This is a genomic window from Stutzerimonas kunmingensis (assembly GCF_900114065.1).
Lineage (GTDB): Bacteria > Pseudomonadota > Gammaproteobacteria > Pseudomonadales > Pseudomonadaceae > Stutzerimonas > Stutzerimonas kunmingensis.
This window is the reverse complement of sequence record NZ_FORS01000004.1, coordinates 168,480-190,982: the sequence shown is the minus strand read 5'-3', so window position 1 is coordinate 190,982 and position 22,503 is coordinate 168,480. Positions and strand designations below refer to the sequence as shown.

19 protein-coding genes are annotated in these 22,503 nt (G+C 65.0%); 13 read left to right on the top strand and 6 right to left on the bottom strand.

Annotation, left to right across the window (positions count from 1 at the left end):
* Positions 1-4 precede the first annotated feature (4 nt).
* Positions 5-3,085: an efflux RND transporter permease subunit gene (locus tag BM275_RS11930; protein ID WP_090521303.1), complete on the top strand. Its 3,081-nt coding sequence runs from the start codon at positions 5-7 to the stop codon at positions 3,083-3,085.
* 31 nt (positions 3,086-3,116) lie between these two features.
* Here BM275_RS11930 and BM275_RS11925 read toward each other — a convergent pair whose 3' ends face one another.
* Entirely contained in the window at positions 3,117-3,677 is a 561-nt protein-coding gene (locus BM275_RS11925) for a TetR/AcrR family transcriptional regulator (protein ID WP_014820974.1), read from the bottom strand.
* 134 nt (positions 3,678-3,811) lie between these two features.
* On the opposite strand from BM275_RS11925, the gene BM275_RS11920 reads away from it, so the two are divergent.
* From BM275_RS11920 to BM275_RS11910, 3 genes are all read left to right on the top strand, one after another.
* Positions 3,812-4,405: a glutathione S-transferase family protein gene (locus BM275_RS11920; RefSeq protein ID WP_090521301.1), complete on the top strand. Its 594-nt coding sequence runs from the start codon at positions 3,812-3,814 to the stop codon at positions 4,403-4,405.
* A 25-nt stretch (positions 4,406-4,430) separates the two neighbouring features.
* The gene (locus BM275_RS11915) at positions 4,431-5,234 is read left to right on the top strand and encodes an MBL fold metallo-hydrolase (RefSeq protein ID WP_090521299.1); all 804 of its coding nucleotides are present in this window, start codon (positions 4,431-4,433) and stop codon (positions 5,232-5,234) included.
* 123 nt (positions 5,235-5,357) lie between these two features.
* Positions 5,358-6,701, top strand: coding sequence for a sensor domain-containing protein (locus BM275_RS11910; protein ID WP_090521297.1), 1,344 nt, complete (start codon positions 5,358-5,360; stop codon positions 6,699-6,701).
* A 27-nt stretch (positions 6,702-6,728) separates the two neighbouring features.
* Here the strand turns inward: BM275_RS11910 and mapR are convergent, their stop codons facing one another.
* Complete coding sequence (gene mapR, locus BM275_RS11905) at positions 6,729-8,138, bottom strand: GntR family transcriptional regulator MpaR (protein ID WP_003300787.1); 1,410 nt, start codon at positions 8,136-8,138, stop codon at positions 6,729-6,731.
* 34 nt (positions 8,139-8,172) lie between these two features.
* Positions 8,173-9,591: a cytochrome c oxidase accessory protein CcoG gene (ccoG, locus tag BM275_RS11900; RefSeq protein WP_090521295.1), complete on the bottom strand. Its 1,419-nt coding sequence runs from the start codon at positions 9,589-9,591 to the stop codon at positions 8,173-8,175.
* A gap of 301 nt (positions 9,592-9,892) precedes the next feature.
* Here ccoG and BM275_RS11895 point away from each other — a divergent pair, with 301 nt between their 5' ends.
* From BM275_RS11895 to mdoH, 6 genes are all read left to right on the top strand, one after another.
* Positions 9,893-10,258, top strand: a complete 366-nt coding sequence (locus BM275_RS11895; protein ID WP_090521293.1) for a CidA/LrgA family protein — start codon at positions 9,893-9,895, stop codon at positions 10,256-10,258.
* Positions 10,255-10,965 carry an LrgB family protein gene (locus tag BM275_RS11890; RefSeq protein WP_014820967.1) on the top strand — a complete coding sequence of 237 codons (711 nt, stop codon included), beginning with the start codon at positions 10,255-10,257 and terminating at the stop codon, positions 10,963-10,965. The genes BM275_RS11895 and BM275_RS11890 overlap by 4 nt, the downstream gene beginning before the upstream one ends.
* A gap of 143 nt (positions 10,966-11,108) precedes the next feature.
* The gene (locus BM275_RS11885; protein ID WP_090521291.1) at positions 11,109-11,888 is read left to right on the top strand and encodes a PhzF family phenazine biosynthesis protein; all 780 of its coding nucleotides are present in this window, start codon (positions 11,109-11,111) and stop codon (positions 11,886-11,888) included.
* Between the two features lie 101 nt (positions 11,889-11,989).
* The gene (bglX, locus tag BM275_RS11880; protein ID WP_090521289.1) at positions 11,990-14,281 is read left to right on the top strand and encodes a beta-glucosidase BglX; all 2,292 of its coding nucleotides are present in this window, start codon (positions 11,990-11,992) and stop codon (positions 14,279-14,281) included.
* 187 nt (positions 14,282-14,468) lie between these two features.
* The gene (locus tag BM275_RS11875) at positions 14,469-15,995 is read left to right on the top strand and encodes a glucan biosynthesis protein G (RefSeq protein WP_090521287.1); all 1,527 of its coding nucleotides are present in this window, start codon (positions 14,469-14,471) and stop codon (positions 15,993-15,995) included.
* Complete coding sequence (mdoH, locus tag BM275_RS11870; RefSeq protein WP_208607459.1) at positions 15,988-18,564, top strand: glucans biosynthesis glucosyltransferase MdoH; 2,577 nt, start codon at positions 15,988-15,990, stop codon at positions 18,562-18,564. The genes BM275_RS11875 and mdoH overlap by 8 nt, the downstream gene beginning before the upstream one ends.
* A gap of 46 nt (positions 18,565-18,610) precedes the next feature.
* Here mdoH and BM275_RS11865 read toward each other — a convergent pair whose 3' ends face one another.
* Positions 18,611-18,952, bottom strand: a complete 342-nt coding sequence (locus tag BM275_RS11865; RefSeq protein ID WP_014820962.1) for an FKBP-type peptidyl-prolyl cis-trans isomerase — start codon at positions 18,950-18,952, stop codon at positions 18,611-18,613.
* Between the two features lie 227 nt (positions 18,953-19,179).
* Here BM275_RS11865 and BM275_RS11860 point away from each other — a divergent pair, with 227 nt between their 5' ends.
* Positions 19,180-19,878 carry a pirin family protein gene (locus tag BM275_RS11860; RefSeq protein WP_090521284.1) on the top strand — a complete coding sequence of 233 codons (699 nt, stop codon included), beginning with the start codon at positions 19,180-19,182 and terminating at the stop codon, positions 19,876-19,878.
* Between the two features lie 83 nt (positions 19,879-19,961).
* Positions 19,962-20,561, top strand: coding sequence for an NAD(P)H:quinone oxidoreductase (gene wrbA / locus BM275_RS11855; RefSeq protein ID WP_090521282.1), 600 nt, complete (start codon positions 19,962-19,964; stop codon positions 20,559-20,561).
* 15 nt (positions 20,562-20,576) lie between these two features.
* Here wrbA and BM275_RS11850 read toward each other — a convergent pair whose 3' ends face one another.
* Positions 20,577-21,077, bottom strand: a complete 501-nt coding sequence (locus BM275_RS11850) for a GNAT family N-acetyltransferase (RefSeq protein ID WP_090521280.1) — start codon at positions 21,075-21,077, stop codon at positions 20,577-20,579.
* Between the two features lie 131 nt (positions 21,078-21,208).
* On the opposite strand from BM275_RS11850, the gene BM275_RS11845 reads away from it, so the two are divergent.
* Positions 21,209-21,748: a DUF3087 domain-containing protein gene (locus BM275_RS11845; RefSeq protein ID WP_090521278.1), complete on the top strand. Its 540-nt coding sequence runs from the start codon at positions 21,209-21,211 to the stop codon at positions 21,746-21,748.
* Positions 21,749-21,793: 45 nt separating this feature from the next.
* Here the strand turns inward: BM275_RS11845 and BM275_RS11840 are convergent, their stop codons facing one another.
* The gene (locus BM275_RS11840) at positions 21,794-22,495 is read right to left on the bottom strand and encodes a c-type cytochrome (protein WP_090521277.1); all 702 of its coding nucleotides are present in this window, start codon (positions 22,493-22,495) and stop codon (positions 21,794-21,796) included.
* Positions 22,496-22,503 lie beyond the last annotated feature (8 nt).

Genomic DNA, 22,503 nt, shown 5'->3' with positions numbered 1-22,503 from the left:
CGCGATGCGCTTCAATCTCTCCGCCTGGGCGCTGCAGAACCGGCAGATCGTCGTCTACCTGATGCTGCTGCTGGCGATCGTCGGCGCGCTGTCCTACAGCAAGCTAGGCCAGAGCGAGGATCCGCCATTCACCTTCAAGGCGATGGTCATCCAGACCCAGTGGCCGGGCGCTACCGCTGAAGAGATGTCGCGCCAGGTCACCGAGCGCATCGAGAAGAAGCTGATGGAAACCGGCGAGTACGAGCGCATCGTCTCGTTCTCCCGACCGGGCGAATCCAATGTCACCTTCATGGCACGCGACTCGATGCGCTCGAAGGACATACCCGACCTCTGGTACCAGATTCGCAAGAAGATCGGCGACATCCAGCACACCTTTCCGCCGGGTGTACAGGGGCCCTTCTTCAATGACGAGTTCGGCACCACCTTCGGCAACATCTACGCCCTGACCGGCGACGGTTTCGACTACGCGATCCTCAAGGACTACGCCGACCGCATCCAGCTCCAGCTGCAGCGGGTGAAGAACGTCGGTAAGGTCGAGCTGATCGGCCTGCAGGACGAGAAGATCTGGATCGAGCTCTCCAACGTCAAACTGGCCACGCTTGGCGTCCCGCTGGAAGCCGTGCGCCAGGCGCTGGAGGCGCAGAACGCGGTAACAGCTGCCGGTTTCGTCGAGACCATCAGCGATCGGGTGCAGCTGCGCGTCACCGGTAGCTTCGAGACGGTCAAGGAGATTCGTGATTTCCCCATCCGCGTTGCCGGCCGCACCTTCCGTATCGGCGATGTTGCCGAGGTGCATCGCGGCTTCAACGACCCGCCCGCGCCGCGCATGCGCTTCATGGGCGAGCCGGCCCTGGGTCTGGCGGTTTCGATGAAAAGCGGTGGCGACATCCTGGTGCTGGGCGAGGCACTGGAGCAGGAGTTCGCCCGCCTGCAGCAGGAGCTGCCGGCGGGGATGCAGCTGCGCAAGGTCTCGGATCAGCCCGCTGCGGTGAAGACCAGCGTAGGTGAGTTCGTCAAGGTGTTGATCGAAGCGCTGGTGATCGTATTGCTGGTGAGTTTCTTCTCGCTAGGCGTGCGTACCGGGCTGGTGGTCGCGCTGTCGATTCCGCTGGTGCTGGCGATGACTTTCGCCGCCATGAGCTATCTGGACATCGGCCTGCACAAGATCTCCCTTGGCGCCCTGGTCCTGGCTCTCGGGCTGATGGTGGACGACGCGATCATTGCGGTGGAGATGATGGCGATCAAGATGGAGCAAGGCTACGACCGCCTCAAGGCCGCCAGCTTCGCCTGGACCAGCACGGCATTCCCGATGCTGACCGGCACGCTGATCACCGCGGCGGGTTTCCTGCCGATCGCCACTGCCAATTCCAGTACCGGCGAATACACCCGTTCGATCTTCCAGGTGGTCGCCATTTCGCTCATCGCGTCCTGGATCGCCGCGGTGATGTTCGTGCCGCTGATCGGCGAAAAGCTGCTGCCGGACCTGGCCAAAAAATCGGCACACAAGCACGGCGCAAGCAGTGAAGGCCACGATCCTTACGCAACGCCGTTCTACCAGCGCGTACGGCGCGTGGTGACCTTCTGCGTGCGCCGGCGCAAGACCGTTATCCTGCTCACCCTGGCGATCTTCGTCGCCGCGGTGGTGCTGTTCCGTCTGGTGCCGCAACAGTTCTTCCCCGCTTCCGGCCGTTTGGAGCTGATGGTCGATCTCAAACTGGCCGAAGGCGCCTCGTTGAAGGCGACCGAAGCAGAGGTGGCGCGGCTGGAACAGCTGCTCAAGGAACGGGCCGGCATCGACAACTATGTGGCCTACGTCGGCACCGGCTCGCCGCGTTTCTACCTGCCGCTGGACCAGCAGCTGCCGGCGACCAGCTTCGCCCAGTTCGTCGTGCTGGCCGACAGCATCGAGTCCCGCGAGTCCCTGCGCGCCTGGCTGATCGAACGCATGCGCGAAGATTTCCCGAGCCTGCGCGGTCGCGTGACGCGGCTGGAGAATGGCCCGCCGGTGGGCTATCCGGTGCAGTTCCGTGTCACCGGCGAGCATATCGACGTGGTGCGTGGGCTGGCTCGCCAGGTCGCTGCCAAGGTCAATGAGAACCCGCACGTGGCCAACGTCCATCTGGACTGGCAGGAGCCGAGCAAGATGGTCCGGCTCAACGTCGATCAGGATCGTGCCCGTGCGTTGGGCGTGACCACCGCCGAGCTGTCCGGCTTCCTGCGGCGCACCTTCACCGGCAGCAGCGTCAGCCAGTTCCGCGAGGACAATGAGCTGATCGAGATCCTCCTGCGCGGCACCGAGCGCGAGCGGCTCGAGCTGTCGATGCTGCCGAGCCTGGCGATTCCCACCGAGAGCGGGCGCAGCGTGCCGCTGTCGCAGGTGGCGACGCTCGAGTACGGATTCGAGGAGGGCGTGATCTGGCATCGCAACCGCCTGCCGACGGTCACCGTGCGCGCCGATGTGTACGGAGAGCAGCAGCCGGCGGCACTGGTGCGTGAGATCGAGCCGACCCTGGCCGACATCCGGGATCAGTTGCCCGGCGGCTATCTGCTCGAGGTCGGCGGAACGGTGGAGGACTCCGAGCGCGGCCAGCGTTCGGTGAATGCCGGCATGCCGCTGTTCGTCATCGTCGTGCTGACCCTGTTGATGGCGCAGCTCAAGAGTTTCTCGCGCTCGGCCATGGTGTTCCTCACCGCGCCGCTGGGCATCATCGGTGTTGCACTGTTCCTGCTGCTGTTCGGGCAGCCGTTCGGCTTTGTGGCGATGCTCGGCACCATCGCGCTGTCGGGGATGATCATGCGTAACTCGGTGATTCTGGTGGATCAGATCGAGCAGGACATCGGTGCCGGTCAGGCGCGCTTCACCGCTATCGTCGATGCCACGGTGCGCCGCTTCCGGCCCATCGTGCTGACCGCGCTGGCGTCGGTGTTGGCGATGATTCCGTTGTCGCGCAGTATCTTCTTCGGGCCAATGGCGGTGGCGATCATGGGTGGCCTGATCGTCGCCACGGCGCTGACGCTGCTGTTCCTGCCGGCCCTGTATGCCGCCTGGTTCAAGGTCCGGGAAGACGAAGCCGGCACCCTCTGAACGGCATCTAGGCGCGCCCGCTGCGGCGCGCCTAGATGCCGGCGGCTTCGAGCAGTCGTTCGGCGGCGACTTTGGCATCCCGCGCCTGCTCGCCCGGGCCTTCGATGTGCGCCATGCTCAACGCCCCTTCGAGCAGGTACTGCAGCTGGCGCGCCAGCTGCAGCGGCTGTGGCGCATCCAGGCGTTCCAGCAGCTCGCGAAGGTAGGCCAGCAGTTCTGCCTTGTAGGCGGAGGAGCGGCGGTGAATCGGGTGGTCGCGGTCGTGATATTCGGCCGCTGCGTTGATGAACAGGCAGCCGCAGAAGGCGTCGTTGCCGTGAATCATTCCGTGCAATCCATCGAAAATTCCCAGTAGCGCTTCGCGCGGCGGCAGCCTGGTGGCGCGTTCGCGCAGGCGTGTCAGCATCAGTTCGTGGCGCGCTTCCAGTACGGCGAGGATCAGCTCGTCCTTGGACTTGAAGTGCTTGTACAGCGTCATCTTGGCCACACCGGATTCGGCCAGAATGCGGTCGATGCCGGTGGCGTGATAACCCTCGCGATAGAACAGATTCTCTGCGGTGTTGAGCAACTGGTCGCGCTTGTTCGATGCCATGGATACCTCCTGTGGTTCGACATTATGCGGGAGCGCTCGCGGCTTGCTCCAGTTGGGCGGAGTTGCGCTGGTGCTTGCAGTGTACAGACAGGTCTGTCTATTATCCAGTCACAGCCAATCACGAGGGCAACACCATGAAGCTTTACGACCTGACCCTATCCGGCAATTGCCACAAGGTTCGCCTGTTTCTCAGCCTGATCGGCCAGCCAGTCGAGCTGGTGCCGGTGAATCTACTGGCGGGCGAGCAGAAGCAGCCTGCATTTCGGGAAATCAACCCGCGGGGGCAGATTCCGGTGCTCGAGGACGGCGACTTTCGACTTGGCGATTCCCAGGCGATCCTGGTTTATCTGGCCCAGCGTTATGCCCCTGAGTGGTTCCCGCAGGACGCCGAGGCCCAAGGCCGCATCGCCAGCTGGCTGAGCTTCGCTGCCAACGAGGTGCAGCACGGTCCGGCTACGCTGCGTCTGGGCAAGCTTTTCGGCCGGCCCATCGACGAGCCGCTGGCGCAGGCACGTGCCGCCAGCACCCTGCGTACGCTCGAGCGGCACCTTGCACAGCACGCCTGGCTGGCGCAGACCAGCGAACCGACCATCGCCGATATCGCCGTCTACCCGAACGTTGCGCTCGGAGGCGATGGCGGGCTCGATCTGCAGGCATATCCGGCGCTGCAGGCGTGGTTCGCCCGCGTTCGAGCGTTGCCGGGTTATCTCGGCATGCTGGGGTTGTGACGCCATGAACGTGCAGAATGGTCGGATGCCAGGCGAGCAAGGCCGGCATTCGGGCCGCCGGATCGGAGTATCGCTGTTGGTGGTGATCGGGCTGGCAGTGTCCCTGTTTGGCTTCGTCGAGGATGCTTCGGCTGTGCAAGGGTTGCGCTTCAGCCTGGTGAAGACGGCGCAGAGCGACAGTGGCGACTTCTTGCTGGGACGGAACGGTTGGCAGGAGGCGCCGCCCACGCAGCACATCGCGATTCTGATCGAGCATCGCGGCAGCCGCTTGCTGTTTGGAACCGGGCTCGGTAGGCAGATCGACGCGCAGCTGGACGCCGAGCTGCCGTGGCGGATCAAGCGCTACGGCGAGGTGCAACCGGCACGCGACCAGCTGGAGCGGGACGGGCTGGACATCGACCGTATAGTGCTGGGCTGCGTGCGCTGGGAGCACGCTTCGGGGCTGGCCGACTATCCCGAGGTACCGGTATTGGCCAGCGCGGACAGCCTAGGCTATCTGGAGGCTGCCACGCCGCCAGCGGTGTTGTCCAGCCAGTTTCGCCACCCGGTCCGCTGGCAGTCGCTGGAGTTCCAGGCGAGCCCCTATCGGGAGCACCGTCGCAGCCTGGATCTGTTCGGCGACGGCCAGGTCGTGCTGGTGCCGCTGGATGGCCATGGGGCGGTCGGCCTGTTCCTCACGCTTGCCGATGGCCGCCGCTTCTTCTTTCGCGGCGACCGACTGGAACGGGACGCCGGCGATGCGCCAGAGGACGTTATCGCGCTGCAGGATGCCAACACCCAGGCTTCGCTCGGCTTCTATCCGCGCTGGGTGGAGGGAGCCGGACAATAAAAAAACAGCGCAGCGGCTGCGGATTTGGGCGATGCTTAGGGCATGGGAACGAGCGATCAGCCGCGCGACGGCGCCGCCCCGATCGCCAGGCCCGTGCCCAATGGCCGAAGTAGGTCTGCCGCTGTGAAGACGGATAGCTACGCGCCTCTTGCGAGTGTCATCGATTTGTTGCTGGATGCCATCTGCGTGGTCGATGCGCAGGGCAACTTCGTCTACGTCAGCGCCGCCTGCGAGCGCATCTTCGGCTACACCCCGCAGGAGATGCTCGGCAAGCGGATGATCGAGTTGGTCTATCCCGAAGACCGTGCCCGGACCCTGGCCGCCGCCAAGGAAGTAATGGCTGATCAGCCGCTGCTGCACTTCGAGAACCGTTACGTGCGCAAGGACGGCGGTGTGGTGCACATCATGTGGTCGGCCTGCTGGTCGACCGATAACAAGCTGCGCATCGGCGTAGCGCGCGATATCACCCAGCGCAAGCAGTCCGAAGCGATGCAGGCCGCTCTCTATTCGATCTCCGAGGCGGCGCACGGGGCCAATGACCTCGCGGCGCTGTATCAGCAGATCCATCTGACCATCGCCCAGCTGCTGCCGGTGGACGATTTCATCGTGGCCATCCGCAATGCTGCCAGCGGCGAGCTGAGTTATCCCTACCAGTCGCTGGCGCTCGATTCGGCCGGGCTGCCAGCGGAGCCCGCGGCGTCCCTGTGTTTCTCCGTTCTGCATGGCGCGCAGCCGTTGCGCTTCAATGCGGACACGATGCCGGCGCTGGCGCTGGCGCTTCCGCTCGGTGATGGGGATACCCATGCCTGGTGGCTGGGGGTGCCGCTCAGTTCGAGCGAGGGCGTGATCGGCGTGCTGTTGCTCAAGAGCACGGCGGCGCCCTACACCGAGAAGGATCAGGAGCTGCTGCAGTTCGTCTCGATGCAGGTGGTCACGGCAATCGAGCGCAAGCAGCTGTATGCGCGACTGCACCGGATGGCGCAGTACGACGAACTCACCGGCCTGCCGAATAGCGCCTGTTTTCGCGATCGCCTGGACACGGCCCTGGCGCGGGTGCGGCGCAATGGCGGACGCGTCGCCTTGCTCTACGTGGATCTGGATCGCTTCAAGCAGGTCAACGATACCTACGGCCACAGCGGTGGCGACCAGCTGCTGCGCGCAGTGGCCGATCGCCTAACGCACTGCGTGCGCGACACCGATACCGTGGCGCGGCTGGGTGGCGATGAGTTCGTGGTGCTGCTGGAAAGCATCGCCGAGGCAGAAGATGCCCGCGGCGTCGTCGACAAGATCCGCGCGGCCTTCGAGGAGCCGATGCAGATTGCCGAGCACAGTCTCGATATCGGCTTGAGCATCGGCACCGCGCTCTATCCCGAAGACGGTGATGCGGAGGCCCAGCTGCTCAAGCAGGCCGACGACCGCATGTATCTGATGAAGGCCCGTGGCGGCCAGCCGCAGGATTGCGACTGAAGATCCCGGACATATCGGCACCGCGCCTCAGAACGACTTCAGCATCCTGCCCAGCAACTCCATCGCCTGCTCGCTGCGGGCGTCCCATGGATGGCCGTGATTCAGCCGCGCGCAGTTGCGAAAGCGCTGGGTCGCCGAAAAGATCGGCCCTGGCGCCAGGCTGATGCCCTGGGCCAGCGCCAGTTGCAGCAGCTGCAGCGAATCCACCTGCTCGGGAAATTCGAACCACAGAAAGTAGCCGCCGCTGGGCCGGGTGACTCGCGTGCTCGCAGGGAAATGGCGGGCGGCGGAAGCGAGCATCGCACCCTGCTGCATCTCCAGCGCGTGACGCAGCTTGCGCAGGTGACGGTCGTAGCCGCCATGCTGCAGGTAATCGGCGATGGCGGCCTGCGCCGGCACGGAAGGGGAAATGGTGGTCATCAGCTTGAGCCGGGCGATCTGCTCGGCATAGCGACCGCCGGCAACCCAGCCGACCCGGTAACCGGGCGCGAGACTCTTGGAGAACGAACCGCAGTGCATCACCAGACCTTCGCGATCATGGCTTTTCACCGGTTTGGGCGGCTCGCGGGTGAAGTACAGCTCGGCGTAGACGTCGTCCTCGATCAACGGCACCTGGTGGCGCTGCAACAGCTCATAGAGCTGCTGCTTCTTCGCCTCGCCCATGCTCGCGCCCAGCGGGTTCTGCAGGCTGCTCATGAACCAGCAGGCCTTGATCGGCAAGTGCGCGAGGCGATCGGCGAGGATGTCGAGGTCGATGCCTTCGCGCGGGTGCACCGGAATCTCCACCGCCTTGAGCTTGAGCCGTTCCAGTACCTGCAGCGTGGCGTAAAACGCTGGCGCCTCGATGGCCACCAGGTCGCCCGGTTCGGTCACCACCTGCAGGCAGAGGTTCAGAGCCTCCATCGCACCGGTGGTGATCACCAGTTCGTCCATCGGCAGCATCACACCGCTGACCATGTAGCGCAGGGCGATCTGCCGGCGCAGGTCCGGGTTGCCGGCGGTCATCTCGGCAATCACCTCGCGTGCCGGCATGTCGCGCACGCTCTGTGCCATCGAGCGCGCCAGGCGCTGCAGGGGAAACAGCTCGGGACTGGGAAAGGCAGAACCGAAGGGCACCGTGGCCGGGTCGCGCAGCGAGGCGAGCACCGAGAACACCAGCTCGCTGACGCCGACATCGGTGGTTTCCGCCGGACGCAGGCTGATGTCCGGTTCGTGCAACGGGCGCTTGGCATGCTCGCGGACGAAATAGCCCGAACGCGCCCGCGCCTGGATCAGCCCTCGGTCTTCCAGCAGGTAGTAGGCCTGGAACACGGTGGACGGGCTGACGCCGTAGGTGCGGCTGGCGTGGCGCACCGAGGGCACCTTTTCTCCCGGCGCGAGCACGCCACTGCGGATCAGTTCGGCAATCTCGTCGGCGAATTTCTCGTAGCGTTTCATCGTGTCCGGGCCGTGGCGGTTGGGCATGGCCAGTCTACTGGCGCAGCGCCGCGATGGGGGCGACGAAGGTACTCGGCGTACTCACCCGGCTGCTTGGCTCGGCCAGGTCGCTGACCTCGAAGCGCAGCTCGCGGCTGAAGTCGCGGGCGTTGTCGAGCAGCGCAACGCTGACCGGCAGGTCGGCGATCTCGCCCGGGGCCAGGGCGATCTCGCGCGGTCCCTGCAGTGCGAACGGCCCGCCTTCCAGCCCGAGCGCGTAGCGGCGCGGTTGCTGGGTCTTGTTGATCAGCTTGAGGCGGTACATGTTTTCGATCTGCCCCTGCATGTTCTCGCGGTACAGGGTGCGGTCGCGGGTGACGTCCAGCTGCAGCTGCGGCCGCGCGTCCAGTGCCCAGATGAAGGCGGCGATCATCGCCGTCATCGCCACGGCATATCCGATCAGGCGCGGCCGCAAGAGGCGGGTGGCGCCGCCTTTGAGCGCGCGTTCGGAGGTGTAGCGCAGCAGGCCGCGAGCGTAACCCATCCGGTCCATGACGCTGTCGCAGACGTCGATGCAGGCGCCGCAGCTGATGCAGTCCAGCTGCAGGCCGTCGCGGATGTCGATGCCGGTGGGGCAGACCTGCACGCACAGCGTGCAGTCGACGCAGTCACCGAGGCCCTGCGCGCGCGGGTCGCTGCCCTTGCGTCGCGCGCCGCGGTTCTCGCCACGGGCTGTGTCGTAGGAGACGAGCAGGGTATCGGCGTCGAACATTACGCTCTGGAAGCGCGAGTAGGGGCACATGTGCAGGCACACCTGTTCGCGCAGCCAGCCGGCGTTGATGTACGTCGCAGCAGTGAAGAACAGCAGCCAGAAACCGGTGGTCGCGCCGAGCTCGAAGCGAGCGAGGTCGCCCACCAGCTCGCGTACTGGCGTGAAGTAGCCGACGAAGGCCAGCGCCGTGGCCAGGCTGATGGCCAGCCACAGCGTGTGCTTGGCGGCACGGCGCAGCAGCTTGGCGGGCGACCAGGGCGCGGCGTCGAGCTTGATGCGCTGCAGGCGATCACCCTCGGTGATCTTTTCCACCCACATGAACATCCACGTCCAGGTGCTCTGCGGGCAGGCGTAGCCGCACCAGATGCGCCCGGCCAGCACAGTGATGAAGAACAGGCCGAACGCGGCGATGATCAGAATCGCCGAGAGCAGGATGAAATCCTGCGGCCAGAAGGTGGCGCCGAAGATATGGAACTGCTGCCGGTCCAGATCCCACAGCACCGCCTGGCGCCCGTTCCAGTTCAGCCAGACGGTACCGAAGTAGAGCAGCATCAGCAGCGCGCCGCCCAACAGGCGCAGGTTGCGGAACCGGCCGCTGAAACTGCGCGTATGAATGGGCCCGCCGCTCTGCGCGGGGGTCAGGCGGATCGGTTGGCTGGGATCAACGGTTTCGATGATCTGCGCGGGTATGCGGTCGGTCATTAGGCTTCGCCCCATAGGCATTTCAGGCGAAGCGGATGATCCCTGCCGGTGGTGCTGCATAACAGACTCAGATGAACAGCCAAAATACAGATCAGATGAGCATCGGCTGCCTGCCCTGCAACGGCTTCGGACAATGGGTTGACCTGTATCAGTGGAACGTTTCGGGATCGGCTGATCTGCTTTTTTAGTGCCAATCTGCATCTGTTGCGCCGCTGCCAACGCAGCCATAGTCGAAACCTTTTGCCACGCACTGAGGAGCTGTCGTCATGATTTCTGACCTGCCGCCAATGGAGCACCGCCGATGATTCTCAAGGGCCTGACCTGGCTGGTGCTGCTGCAACTGTTCGGCAACCTGATCAATCTGGTGCTGCTGCCGGCATTGCCTGGGCCGATCATCGGCATGCTGTTGCTGTTCGTCCTCCTGTTGCTGCGCCGCAGCATTCCCGAGTCGCTGGAGAAGACCGCGGCGCTGCTGCTGCAGTACCTGCCGCTGCTGCTCATCGTGCCTGCCGCCGGAATCATGACCAGCGGCGCCGCGCTGCTGGATGACCTGCCTGCCATCGCCGCCGGGCTGGTGCTGTCGTTGCTGATCACCGTGCCGTTCTGCGGCTGGCTGATGCAGCGACTGATTCGCCGGCTCGACCTCAAGCGGGAGGATCAGGCATGACGGTTCTCGACTGGCGCACGGCCTGGGCGGCCGTCGTGGTGCATCCGCTGTTCGCCGTGGCGCTGACGCTGATCGCTTTCCAACTCGCGCTGATGCTCTATCGGCGTAGCGGCTGGTTGGTTCTGCAGCCGGTGATGATCGGCATGCTGCTGGTAGTCGGCACGCTCACCCTGGTGGATTTGGACTACGCGCGCTACCGCGAGGGTGCCTCGTTGATCGCCATGTTGCTGGGGCCTGCAACCGTGGCGCTGGCGGTGCCGCTGCATCGTCACCTCAAGCGGATTCAGCAATTGTTCTGGCCGATCGTCATTACCCTGGCTGTGGGCGGCGTGCTCAGCGTGGTGCTGACGCTGGCGATCGCCTGGGCGCTGGGCGCGCAGCTGCCGGTGCTGATGAGCCTGGCGCCGAAGTCGGCGACCATGCCGATCGCCATGCTGGTGGCCGAGCAGCTCGGCGGGCTGGCCTCGCTGGCGGCGGTGTTCGTCATGCTCACCGGCGTTATCGGCACCGCGTTGGGGCCGCTGTTGTTGCGCTGGGCCGGTGTCGAGCATCCCGCCGCGCGGGGCCTCAGCTATGGCATCAACGCGCATGCCATCGGTACGGCGAGGGCGTTGGAAGAGGGTGACGAATGCGGCGCTTTCGCCGCGCTGGGCATGAGTCTGCTGGGCATCCTGATCGCGCTGCTGCTGCCCTTTGCCCTGGGCTGATGCGCGGCGCTGCCGAAAGTAGGTGAACCGGACGGATTCCGGGCCCTTCAGCCTTCACGCACCACTGGCTAGCACCCCGTCAGCCCGGTTAGAGTAGGCGGCGGTCGCTTGACCGTGCACAGGGTGCAAACATGAAATTGCGGATGTTCCAGGTCGATGCCTTCACTGCCGAGCGCTTCAGGGGCAATCCCGCGGCAGTGATACCCCTGCAAACCTGGCTGTCGGACGAGCTGATGCAAGCCATCGCCGCCGAAAACAACCTTTCTGAAACGGCCTTTTTCATACGCGAAGCGGACGGGGCGTTTCACATCCGCTGGTTTTCGCCACTGACTGAAATCGACTTCTGCGGCCATGCCACGCTGGCCAGCGCCTTTGTGCTGCTGGAAACGGGCCTAGCTCGGGCGCCGCTGACCTTCCGCGCTGCCGCCGTGGGTGACCTGGCGGTGCAGCGACGGGCTGATGGCATGCTGGAAATGAGCTTCCCCAACCGCGCACCGGAACCAGTTGCCGAACCGCCGGCGGCATTGTTGCAGGGGCTTGGGTGCGAGCCGGAAGCGGTGCTGCGCAGCTCGCAGGCGTGGTTCGCCGTCTACCGTGACGAGCGCGAGGTCAGGGCGCTGGCGCCCGATCTGCAGGCGCTGCGTACGCTGGCCCCACTGGACGTGGTAGTGACCGCCGCAGGTAGCGAGCAGGATTTCGTCTCGCGCTACTTCTGGCCAGCCAACGGCGGCGACGAGGACCCGGTTACCGGCTCCATCCATGCCGGGCTCGCGCCTTACTGGGCCGAGCGGCTGGGGCGTAACGAGCTGGTGGCGCTGCAGGCGTCGAAACGTAGCGGCATCCTGCTCTGCCGGGTCGAAGCGGATCGTGTGATGGTGGCCGGGCAGGCCGTGCTTTATCTCGACGGCACCATCGAACTTTAAAAATAGTTTTTAACCCATTGCGAACGGACTTCATGGCCGGCGCGATGGGTGTGCCTGTGTGTGGCTGATCGGTTCAACGAATGGGGTTGCGGAACGTGATGATGAAAAGGCTGTTGCCGTTTGTCCTGCTTGCCAGCGCGATGGGCTCGTTCCCCTGTGCGGCACAGCCCGCGTTGCCGCTGGATGACCGGCAGGCGCTGATCGAAACCCTGCTCGAGCGCATGACCCTGGCGGAGAAGATCGGCCAGTTGCGCCTGATCAGCATCGGTGGCGACATGCCCCGCGAGCGGATCGCCGAGGAAATCGCCGCTGGACGCATTGGCGCCACCTTCAATTCGGTCACCCGCGCCGACAACCGACCCATGCAGGATGCGGCGCTGCGCAGCCGCCTGGGCGTTCCTATCTTTTTCGCCTACGACGTCATTCACGGCCACCGCACCATCTTCCCGATCAGCCTGGCGCTGGCTTCGAGCTGGGACCTCGAGGCCATCGCCGTTAGCGGTCGCGTGTCGGCCATCGAGGCCAGCGCCGACGGCCTGGACCTGACATTTGCACCGATGGTCGACATCACCCGTGATCCGCGCTGGGGCCGGACCTCCGAAGGCTTCGGCGAAGATCCCTACCTGGTCTCGCAGATCGCCGGCACGCTGGTGCGCGCCTATCAGGGTGAGCGCCTGAGCACCGCGGACAGCGTGATGGCCAGCGTCAAGCACTTCGCCCTGTATGGCGCGGTGGAAGGGGGCCGCGACTACAACGTGGTCGACATGAGTCCGCAGCGTATGCATCAGGATTATCTGCCGCCATACCGTGCCGCGGTGGACGCCGGCGCAGGCGGCGTGATGATCGCGCTGAACACCGTCAACGGCATGCCGGCCAGCGCCAACCGCTGGCTGTTGCGCGACCTGCTGCGCGACGACTGGGGCTTCCGTGGGCTGAACATCAGCGACCACGGCGCCATCGACGAACTGCTGCGCCACGGCGTGGCCCGCGACGGGCGCGAGGCTGCGCGCCTGGCGATCGAGGCGGGTATCGATCTGAGCATGCATGACTCGCTTTATCTGCAGGAACTGCCGGGGCTGGTCGAGCGCGGTGAGGTGCCGATCGAGCTGATCGACCAGGCCGTGGGGCGTGTGCTCGGTGCCAAGTACGACCTCGGCCTGTTCCATGATCCTTATCGGCGTATCGGCAAGGCGGCGGACGATCCCGTCGAGGTCAATGCCGAAATCCGCCTGCATCGCCAGGCGGCAAGGCAAGTGGCGCGCGACTCGCTGGTCCTGCTGGAGAACCGTCAACAGACGCTGCCACTGCGCAAGGACGCGACCATAGCGCTGGTCGGCCCGCTGGCCGATTCCCACGTTGACATGCTCGGCAGCTGGTCGGCGGCCGGTGTGGCGGCACAGACGGTGACGCTGCGTCAGGGCCTCGAGGCAGCAGTGGGCGATTCCGGTCGGGTCATTCATGCCCGTGGCGCGAACGTCACCGACGATCCGCGACTGATTGAGTACCTGAACTTTCTCAACTGGGATCGCCCGGAAGTGACGCAGGACCCGCGCCCGCCGCAGGCGATGATCGACGAGGCCGTGCGTGCCGCGCGCGAGGCTGACGTGATCGTTGCTGCGGTGGGCGAGTCACGCGGCATGTCCCACGAATCCTCCAGCCGTACCAGCCTTACGCTGCCGGCCAGCCAGCAGGCGCTGCTCGAAGCGCTGGCTGCCACCGGCAAACCGCTGGTGGTGGTGCTGATGAACGGCCGGCCGTTGCAGCTGGGCTGGGTCAGGGAGCACGCCGACGCGGTGCTGGAAACCTGGTTCGCCGGCACCGAGGGCGGGCACGCGATTGCCGAGGTGCTGCTCGGTGCGCACAACCCGTCCGGCAAACTGCCGATCTCCTTTCCGCGCTCGGTTGGCCAGATTCCGACCTACTACAACCACCCGCGACTCGGCCGACCCTACGTCGAGGGTCGCCCCGGCAACTACACCTCGCAGTATTTCGAAGAACCCAACGGTGCGCTGTACCCGTTCGGTTATGGCCTGAGCTACACCGAGTTCGAGCTGGCGAAGCCGCAGCTTTCACGACATCAGCTGAAACGCGGCCAGATTCTGGAGGTCAGCGTAACGGTAAAGAACACTGGAGCACGCGCCGGCGCGACGGTAGTGCAGCTGTATCTGCAGGATCTGGTCGGCTCCAGCGTGCGCCCGGTCAAGGAACTCAAGCGCTTCGAAAAGCTCATGTTAGAGCCAGGTGAGTCGCGGGTAGTGCGCTTTGAACTGGGCGAGGGCGATCTGAAGTTTCCTGACGCGCGACTCGACTACGTGGCCGAGCCCGGCGAGTTCGAGGTCCAGTTGGGGCTCGACTCGCGGTCGGTGCAAAGCGCGCGATTCGAGTTGTTGTAAGACTTTTTTCTGTATGGCGATCTGCATCCAGCCCGCGATCGCTGCCGCGCTGTAGAGCAAAGCGGCGGAATACGTGGGTTGTAGGCGATCAGAAACAGCGAAGCAGAGCGGACTCTGCACAAACGTGTAATTCGGAGGCGGTGTGTTACGCATTTTTCAATGGAACACGGGGAATCAGCCGGCGCGCATGCTGGCCGGTCTGGCGGGTGGCCTGTGCATGCTGATGGCCGGCAGTGCGCTGGCGTTCAGCCTCGACGATGTGGCCAAGCGGGCTCAGGAACTGGCTGCCAGCGGTTACGAGGAGCCGGTGAGCAACCTGCCCGACGAATTCCGCAAGATGGCATTCGCCGACTACCAGCGCGTGCGCTTCAACCCGGAGCATGCCTACTGGAAGGACGTCGAAACCCCGTTCCATCTGCAGTTCTATCACCAGGGCATGCACTTCGACACGCCGGTGCGCATCAATGAAATCACCGCGACGAAAGTGCGCGAGATTCGCTACGACCCGTCGATGTTCGAGTTCGGCGGTGTCGACATCGACCCGGCCTCGCTGGAGGGGCTGGGCTTCGCCGGCTTCAAGGTGCTCTATCCGCTGAACAAGAAGGACAAGCAGGACGAGGTGATGACCCTGCTCGGCGCCAGCTACTTCCGCATCATCGGCAAGGGCCAGTGGTACGGGCTCTCCGCGCGCGGGCTGGCGGTCGACACGGCACTGCCAGTGGGCGAGGAGTTCCCGCGGTTCCGCGAATTCTGGGTCGAGCGGCCGCAGGCTGATCGGCGCAACCTGGTGATCTACGCGCTGCTCGATTCGCCGCGCGCCACCGGCGCCTATCGCATGGTGCTGACGCCGGGCAAGGACAGCACGCTGGACGTGCAGGCCAAGGTGTTTCTCCGCGAGCAGGTCGGCAAGCTCGGGATTGCGCCACTGACCAGCATGTTCCTGTTCGGCGCCAACCAGCCGAGCAATGTCACCAACTTCCGTCCGCAACTGCATGACTCCGAGGGTCTGGCGATTCATGCCGGCAGTGGCGAATGGATCTGGCGTCCGCTGAACAATCCGAAGCGGCTGGCCGTGAGTGCGTTCAGCGTGGAGAACCCGCGCGGCTTCGGGCTGATGCAGCGCACTCGCGATTTCGGCCGTTACGAAGACCTGGACGACCGCTACGAGCTGCGCCCGAGCGGCTGGGTGGAAACCCGCGGCGACTGGGGCAAGGGCCATGTCGAGCTGGTCGAGATCCCGACGCCTGACGAGACCAATGACAACATCGTCGCCTTCTGGTCCCCGGAAAAGCAGCCGGAGCCCGGCCAGTCGCTGGATCTGGAATACCGCCTGCACTTCTCCATGGACGAACCGAGCCTGCACGATCCTGAGCTGGCGTGGGTGCAGCAGACCCGTATCTCCACCGGCGACGTCAAGCAGGCCAACCTGATCCGCCAGCCTGACGGCAGCACGGCTCTGGTCGTGGACTTCATCGGGCCGGTGCTGGAGAAGCTCGCCGAGGATGCGCCGGTCAGCACGCGCGTCAGCGTCGATGACAATGCCGAGCTGGTGGAAAACAACCTGCGCTACAACACCGTCACCAAGGGCTGGCGCCTGACGCTGCGCTTGAAGGTGCGCGACCCGGCGCGCCCGGTCGAGATGCGTGCGGCGCTGGTCGACGGCGACAAGACCCTTTCCGAAACCTGGACCTACCAGATTCCTCCCCATGAATGAGCAGCATGCAGTGAATGGTCTGACGCAAAACTATTGCGACGGCCTGGCATTGAACGAAACCGAGGACCCGGCCAGATACCGGCAGGCGGCCGAGCGGGGCGGCCTGTTCGCGCTGCATGATGAACTGTCTGCCGAGACCAGCGCGCAGCGCAGCCCGTCGCGGCGTCTGCTCGATTCGGTGGTTGCGCGACTGCGGCTGGGCTGGGGCGATCTGTTCGACCGCACCGGCGTGATCGCTGAGGATCACCAGGGGCGCGCCTATGTGCAGTCGACCCCGCCGATCGTGCGCACGCGCATGGTGCCGGAGCCCTGGCATACCAATATCCTGCGCCGTGGCTGGCGCCGGATGCTGGGTCGCACGCCGCCGCGGCGTCACTTCGAGCCCAGTCCGCAGCCGCTCGACGAGGCGCGCTGGCGCCGGGTCGCGGCCTTGCGCCGCGCGGCGCTGCTGTTGCTGATGCTCGGCCAGACCGCCTTCGCCACCTGGCAGATGAAGGCGGTGCTGCCTTACCAGGGCTGGTTCCTGGTCGACATGCAGGAAGTGTTCGTCCAGCCGCTGTCCGAATCGGCCCGGCAGATCCTTCCCTATGTGGTGCAGACGAGCATCCTGCTGCTCTTCGCACTGCTGTTCTGCTGGGTCTCGGTGGGCTTCTGGACCGCGCTGATGGGCTTCTTCCAGCTACTGCGCGGCAAGGACCGCTACAGCATCTCGGCCAGCAGCCCCGGCACCGAACCGATACCGGCCGAGGCGCGTACGGCGCTGGTGATGCCGATCGCCAACGAGGACGTGCCGCGTGTGTTCGCCGGCCTGCGCGCGACTTACGAGTCGCTCAAAGCAACCGGTGAGCTCGAGCATTTCGACATCTTCGTGCTCAGCGACAGCAACGACCCGGACACCTGTGTTGCCGAGCAGAAGGCCTGGGTCGAGTTGTGCCGTGCGGTGGATGGCTTCGGCCACATCTTTTACCGCCGCCGCCGGCGCCGGGTGAAGCGCAAGAGCGGCAACATCGACGACTTCTGTCGTCGCTGGGGCAGCAGCTACCGCTACATGGTGGTGCTGGACGCCGACAGCGTGATGAGTGGCGAATGTCTGACCAGCCTGGTCCGACTGATGGAGGCAAACCCCAATGCTGGCATCATCCAGACCGCGCCCAAGGCGTCGGGCATGGACACGCTCTATGCGCGGCTGCAGCAGTTCGCCACGCGGGTCTACGGCCCGCTGTTCACCGCCGGGCTCAACTTCTGGCAGCTGGGTGAATCGCACTACTGGGGCCACAACGCGATCATTCGCGTAAAGCCGTTCATCGACCACTGCGCGTTGGCGCCGTTGCCCGGCACCGGCTCGTTCGCCGGGGCGATCCTCTCCCACGACTTCGTCGAAGCCGCGCTGATGCGCCGTGCCGGCTGGGGCGTGTGGATCGCCTACGACCTGCCGGGCAGTTACGAGGAGCTGCCGCCGAACCTGCTCGACGAACTCAAGCGCGATCGTCGCTGGTGCCACGGCAACCTGATGAACTTCCGCCTGTTCATGGTGCGCGGTGTGCACACGGTGCATCGCCTGGTGTTCCTTACCGGCGTGATGTCCTACCTGTCGGCGCCACTGTGGTTCCTCTTCCTGCTGCTGTCCACCGGCCTGCTGGCGATCCATACGCTGATGGAGCCGGAGTACTTCCTGCAGCCGAACCAGCTTTACCCGCTGTGGCCACGCTGGCATCCGCAGGAAGCCATCGCGCTGTTCTCGGCGACCATGACGCTGCTGTTTCTGCCCAAGCTGCTCAGCGTGCTGCTGGTTTGCATCCAGGGAGCTGAAGCCTATGGCGGGCGGCTGCGGGTGCTGCTGTCGATGCTGATCGAAACGCTGTTCTCGGTGCTGCTGGCGCCGGTGCGCATGCTCTTCCACAGCGTGTTCGTCACTGCGGCCTTCCTCGGCTGGTCGGTGCAGTGGAATTCGCCGCAGCGCGGCGATAACGCAACTCCCTGGGGTGAAGCCCTGCGCCGGCATGGCTCGCAGATCGTCATCGGTGTGCTCTGGACGGCCCTGGTCGCCTGGCTGGATGCGGCCTTTCTCTGGTGGCTGGCGCCAATCGTGGTGTCGCTGATCCTGTCGGCGCCGGTATCGGTGATCACCAGCCGTACCGGTCTCGGCGTGGCCGCGCGGCGCAGCAAGCTGTTCCTGATCCCGGAGGAATACGCACCGCCCACCGAGCTGGCCAATACCGACCTGTACCAGCAGCAGAACCAGGCGGTTGCCTTGCGCCATGGCTTCCTCGTGGCGGTGGTCGATCCGCTGTACAACGCGCTGGTCTGTGCCATGGCGCGCGCCCGGCATGCCAGGGTGGTCACCGGCGCCGAGCGTTTGCGCGAGCAGCGCCTCGGTCAGGTGCTGGCGGTCGGCCCGGACGGCGCGGATGCCGAGGCGGCGCGCTGGCGCCTGCTGAACGATCCGGATGGCATGGCGCTGTTGCACCGTCACGCCTGGGAAAATCCGGCGGGGGCCGTCTGGTTGGCGCGCTATCGGGAGCAGTATCCCCACGGTGTGGCGCGCCCGGACCTCGCCAGCGAGGCCTGATACGCGCGACTTTCTGGCGGCCGGCAGGGGTCGTCAGAGAGGCTGGTCAGTCGTCTCGGGTCAGCACTTCGAGCAGCTCGATCTCGAAGTGCAGATCCGAATTGGGCGGAATATGCGCGCCGACCTGGCGCTCGCCATAGCCCAGCTGCGCCGGCACGAACAGCCGGCGCTTGCCGCCGACCCGCATGCCCATCAGCCCGATGTCCCAACCCTTGATCACCCGACCGGTGCCGATCACGCACTGGAAGGGTTTGCCGCGCTCGTAGGAGCTGTCGAACAGCGTGCCGTCGCTCAGCGTGCCGCGGTATTGGGTGGTGATCAGCGCACCCTTGACCACCGCTTTGCCATCGCCGAGCTGAATGTCTTCGACCAGCAATTCATCGTTCATTCATGCGCTTCCTGAAAGCTGAAAGAGGGGAGCGCTTTGTGGCAGGTAAATGCGCTACGGGCAAGAGACTGGTCGCTACGCTAGAGCGCCGAGCCAGTTCGCCTGCATACGTATCGATCTCATCGATAGTTATTGGCTGAAAATTGCAAACAATATTGATCTGATTGAATGGATCATCTCCCTCATTGGCCGGGTTCGTCCCGGTGCCCCGATCTGTGGAGAGCGAGATGACCGAACTACGTCCATATGCCCAGCTTGGCCATGCGCAGCACGGCTGGCTGAACGCGCGTCACCACTTTTCCTTTGCTGGTTATCACGACGTCGAGCGCATGCGCTGGGGCCGCCTGCGCGTATGGAACGACGACAGCATCGCGCCGCAATCGGGCTTCGAACCGCACTCGCACCGGGACATGGAAATCATCACCTACGTCCGCCAAGGCGCCATCACCCATGAAGACAGCCTCGGCAACCGCGGCCGTACCGTCGCTGGCGATGTGCAGGTGATGAGCGCCGGCACCGGGATCGTGCACAGCGAGTACAACCTGGAGGATGTGGAAACGCGCATTTTCCAGATATGGATTCACCCGCAGCAGACCGGACTGCCGCCGGCCTGGGGCACTCGCCAGTTCCCCACCGGCGAGCGCGCCGGCGCCTTCGTCACGCTCGCCAGTGGCCTGTCCGGCGATGCCGAGGCGCTGCCGATTCGTGCTGAAGCCAGGCTGGCAGCGGCTACGCTTGCAGCAGGGCAGAGCGCCGACTACGAAATTGCTGCCGGGCACCGGGTGTATCTGGTGCCGGCCAGCGGCCAGATCGAGATCAACGGACTTGCGGTCGCCGCCGGCGATGGCGTGGCCGTGCGTGATGAGACACGGCTGAGCATCAGGGCCGTAGCAGACAGCGAAGTTGTCCTGGTCGAGTCGCTCTGACGCCTGCTGTCGGAACGACCCGTCTGGCGCGTTATCCCATCCACCACTTAATTCAGACTCACCCACCGAAAGAGGAAAGCAAGATGGCGAAGATTCTCGTGCTCTATCACTCCATGTACGGCCATATCGAAACGATGGCCAATGCCGTCGCCGAAGGCGCGCGCCGTGTGCCGGGCGTGGAGGTGACGATCAAGCGCGTGCCGGAAACCATGCCGGAAGACGCCTTCCGCAACGCCGGCGGCAAGGTCGATCAGCCAGCCGATATCGCCGATCCGAACGAGCTGCCGGACTACGACGGAATCATCTTTGGCACCCCGACCCGCTTCGGCAACATGTCCGGGCAGATGCGCAACTTCCTCGACCGCACCGGCGGCCTGTGGGCCAAGGGCGCGCTGCACGGCAAGGCCGCCAGCGTATTCGCCTCGACCGGCACCGGCGGCGGTCAGGAGATGACCATCACCTCGACCTGGACCACCCTGGCGCACCACGGCATGGTCATCGTGCCGACCGGTTATGGCATCAGCGAGTTCTTCGACATCTCCGAAACTAACGGTGGCACGCCCTATGGCGCCACGACCATCGCCGGTGGCGACGGCTCGCGTCAGCCTTCGGAGAAGGAACTGGCCATCGCACGCTACCAGGGCGAGCACGTGGCGAAGATCACCAGCAAGCTCAAGGGCTGACGAACGACGCAGTACCTACGCTGGGACCCGCCCGGGTCCCAGCAACAGTCCATACATCAGTTCGTCGACGAAGCCGTCGTCGCTGCTGCGCTTGTAGGCAGCGCGTTGCGTGCCTTCGTGGACGAAGCCGAAACGCTCGTAGAAGGCGATCGCCCGCGGGTTGTCCGCCTCCACCGTCAATTCCACACGACGAATGCCGCTGCCGGCCAGCTTGTCGAGGGCTTCCTGCATCATCCGCTGCGCCAGGCCGCTGCCCCTGACCTCGGGCGCGACGGCCAGGGTGCCGAGGTAGGCCACATGGGCGGCGCGGCCCAGATGGCGCTGCACCTTGTAGAAGCCCTGCACCATGCCGTCGTCTTCGAAGACATAGAAGCTGGCGCTTTCGAACAGCGGTTCGAAAACCTTGCCGAAGTGCTCGCGCGGCATGGGATCGAAGCCCAGGTAGGGCACCACGTCCGGGTGCATGTAGATGTTATAGACCCGCTGCTCATCGGCGGGCGTGGCGAGGCGGCGCATGGGGTTCTCCTGTTGGGACGGCTCCAGCATAGCCGGGTCCCGGAAGAAACTGCGCTGCGTCAGTCATCGCTCGCCGATTGAGGTGATAATGGCCACCGCTCATCTTCCGCCTCAGCCAAGGACATCGCCCTGTGGTGCTATTCGAGATCGTTCCGCTCAGCCCCGAAACCTATCGCCAGCAGACCCGGCGCAGCACGCTGATCGTCGCCGCGACCTTTGCCGTCCTCGCCATGGGCTTGTCGACCCTTGCCGTGGCGCTGTTCGGTGAGCCCGGTGGCGACAACCTGCGGCTGAACATCATTGGTGTCGTGGCCGGACTGGCGCTGACGATCGGAATCGTCAGGTGGCTGTACTGGCAGCAGCCGTGGATGGCCGCAGCGGTATACGGCTGGCAGCTCAAGCGCAGCCTGATGCGTGTGACGAACATGATGCACCAGGTCAAGGCAGGCGTAAGTGCGGGCGATCCGGACGCGATGAAGCTGCTGCGCTTCTATCACCTGGGGCTGACGCAGATGCATCGGCTCGATGGCAACTCCAGCGGCCTCAGCGATTCGGTTGCCGAGATTGATCGTCACCGCGAGGCGATGGAGGCGCGGAACATGGACACCGACCAGCCACGCCTGGAGTCGGGTTGGCTGGAGCGAGTCGGACAGATCGAGGCGAGGCGCTGAAGCGAACGCCTTGAAGGACGATTGCGCCGTTCATGGCGCAGCGCATCAATGCACGTGGCGGCTGCCGTCCGGGTGGTGGTGTACATCGGCTTGCGGTGCTGCTTCCGATTGTGCCGGCGCATGGCCGTCGTGTGCGCCCTGATGATGGTCTGCGCCTGCTGGCTGCTGATCGGCGGCAGGAGCGGGGTGCTGGCCGCTGTGATCGTGCATGTCCGATTCACCGCCACCGTGCTGGTGGCCGTCACTAGAGTCCACTAGCGTCTGGTATTCCAGCGGGGTGAGTGAGGGCAGTTGTTCGACGAAGGCGACCAGCGACCAGATGTAGCGGTCCTCCATGAACTTGCCCCACGCCGGCATGCCGGTGGACTTGAGTCCATGCTTGATGACCCAGAAAGTCGCGGCCGGGTCGTTGTCGCGGGAGTCCTCGGCAAGCGTTGGGGGCGCGGGGTAGAGGCCCTGGCTCAGTTCGGTCGGCTCGACGCCGGGCGCCAGGTGGCAACCGACGCACATGGCCGCGTAGTTGCCCGCCCCGGAACGAATCTGCTCCGCAGACCCCAGCGTCGGCACTTCGAGGTCGCGGGCGCGCACGGCCACGGCGCGTTCACGGGTGGTCTCCAGCACGGCGTGCAGTGGCGCGCTGTGCGGGGCGTCCGCGCCGACATCGATGATGCCGGAATACACCACCAGCGCGCCGCCGATTGCAACCAGCAGGGTGCTCAGTGCCAGTGTCGCCAGGACAGTCTTCATACGTGGGG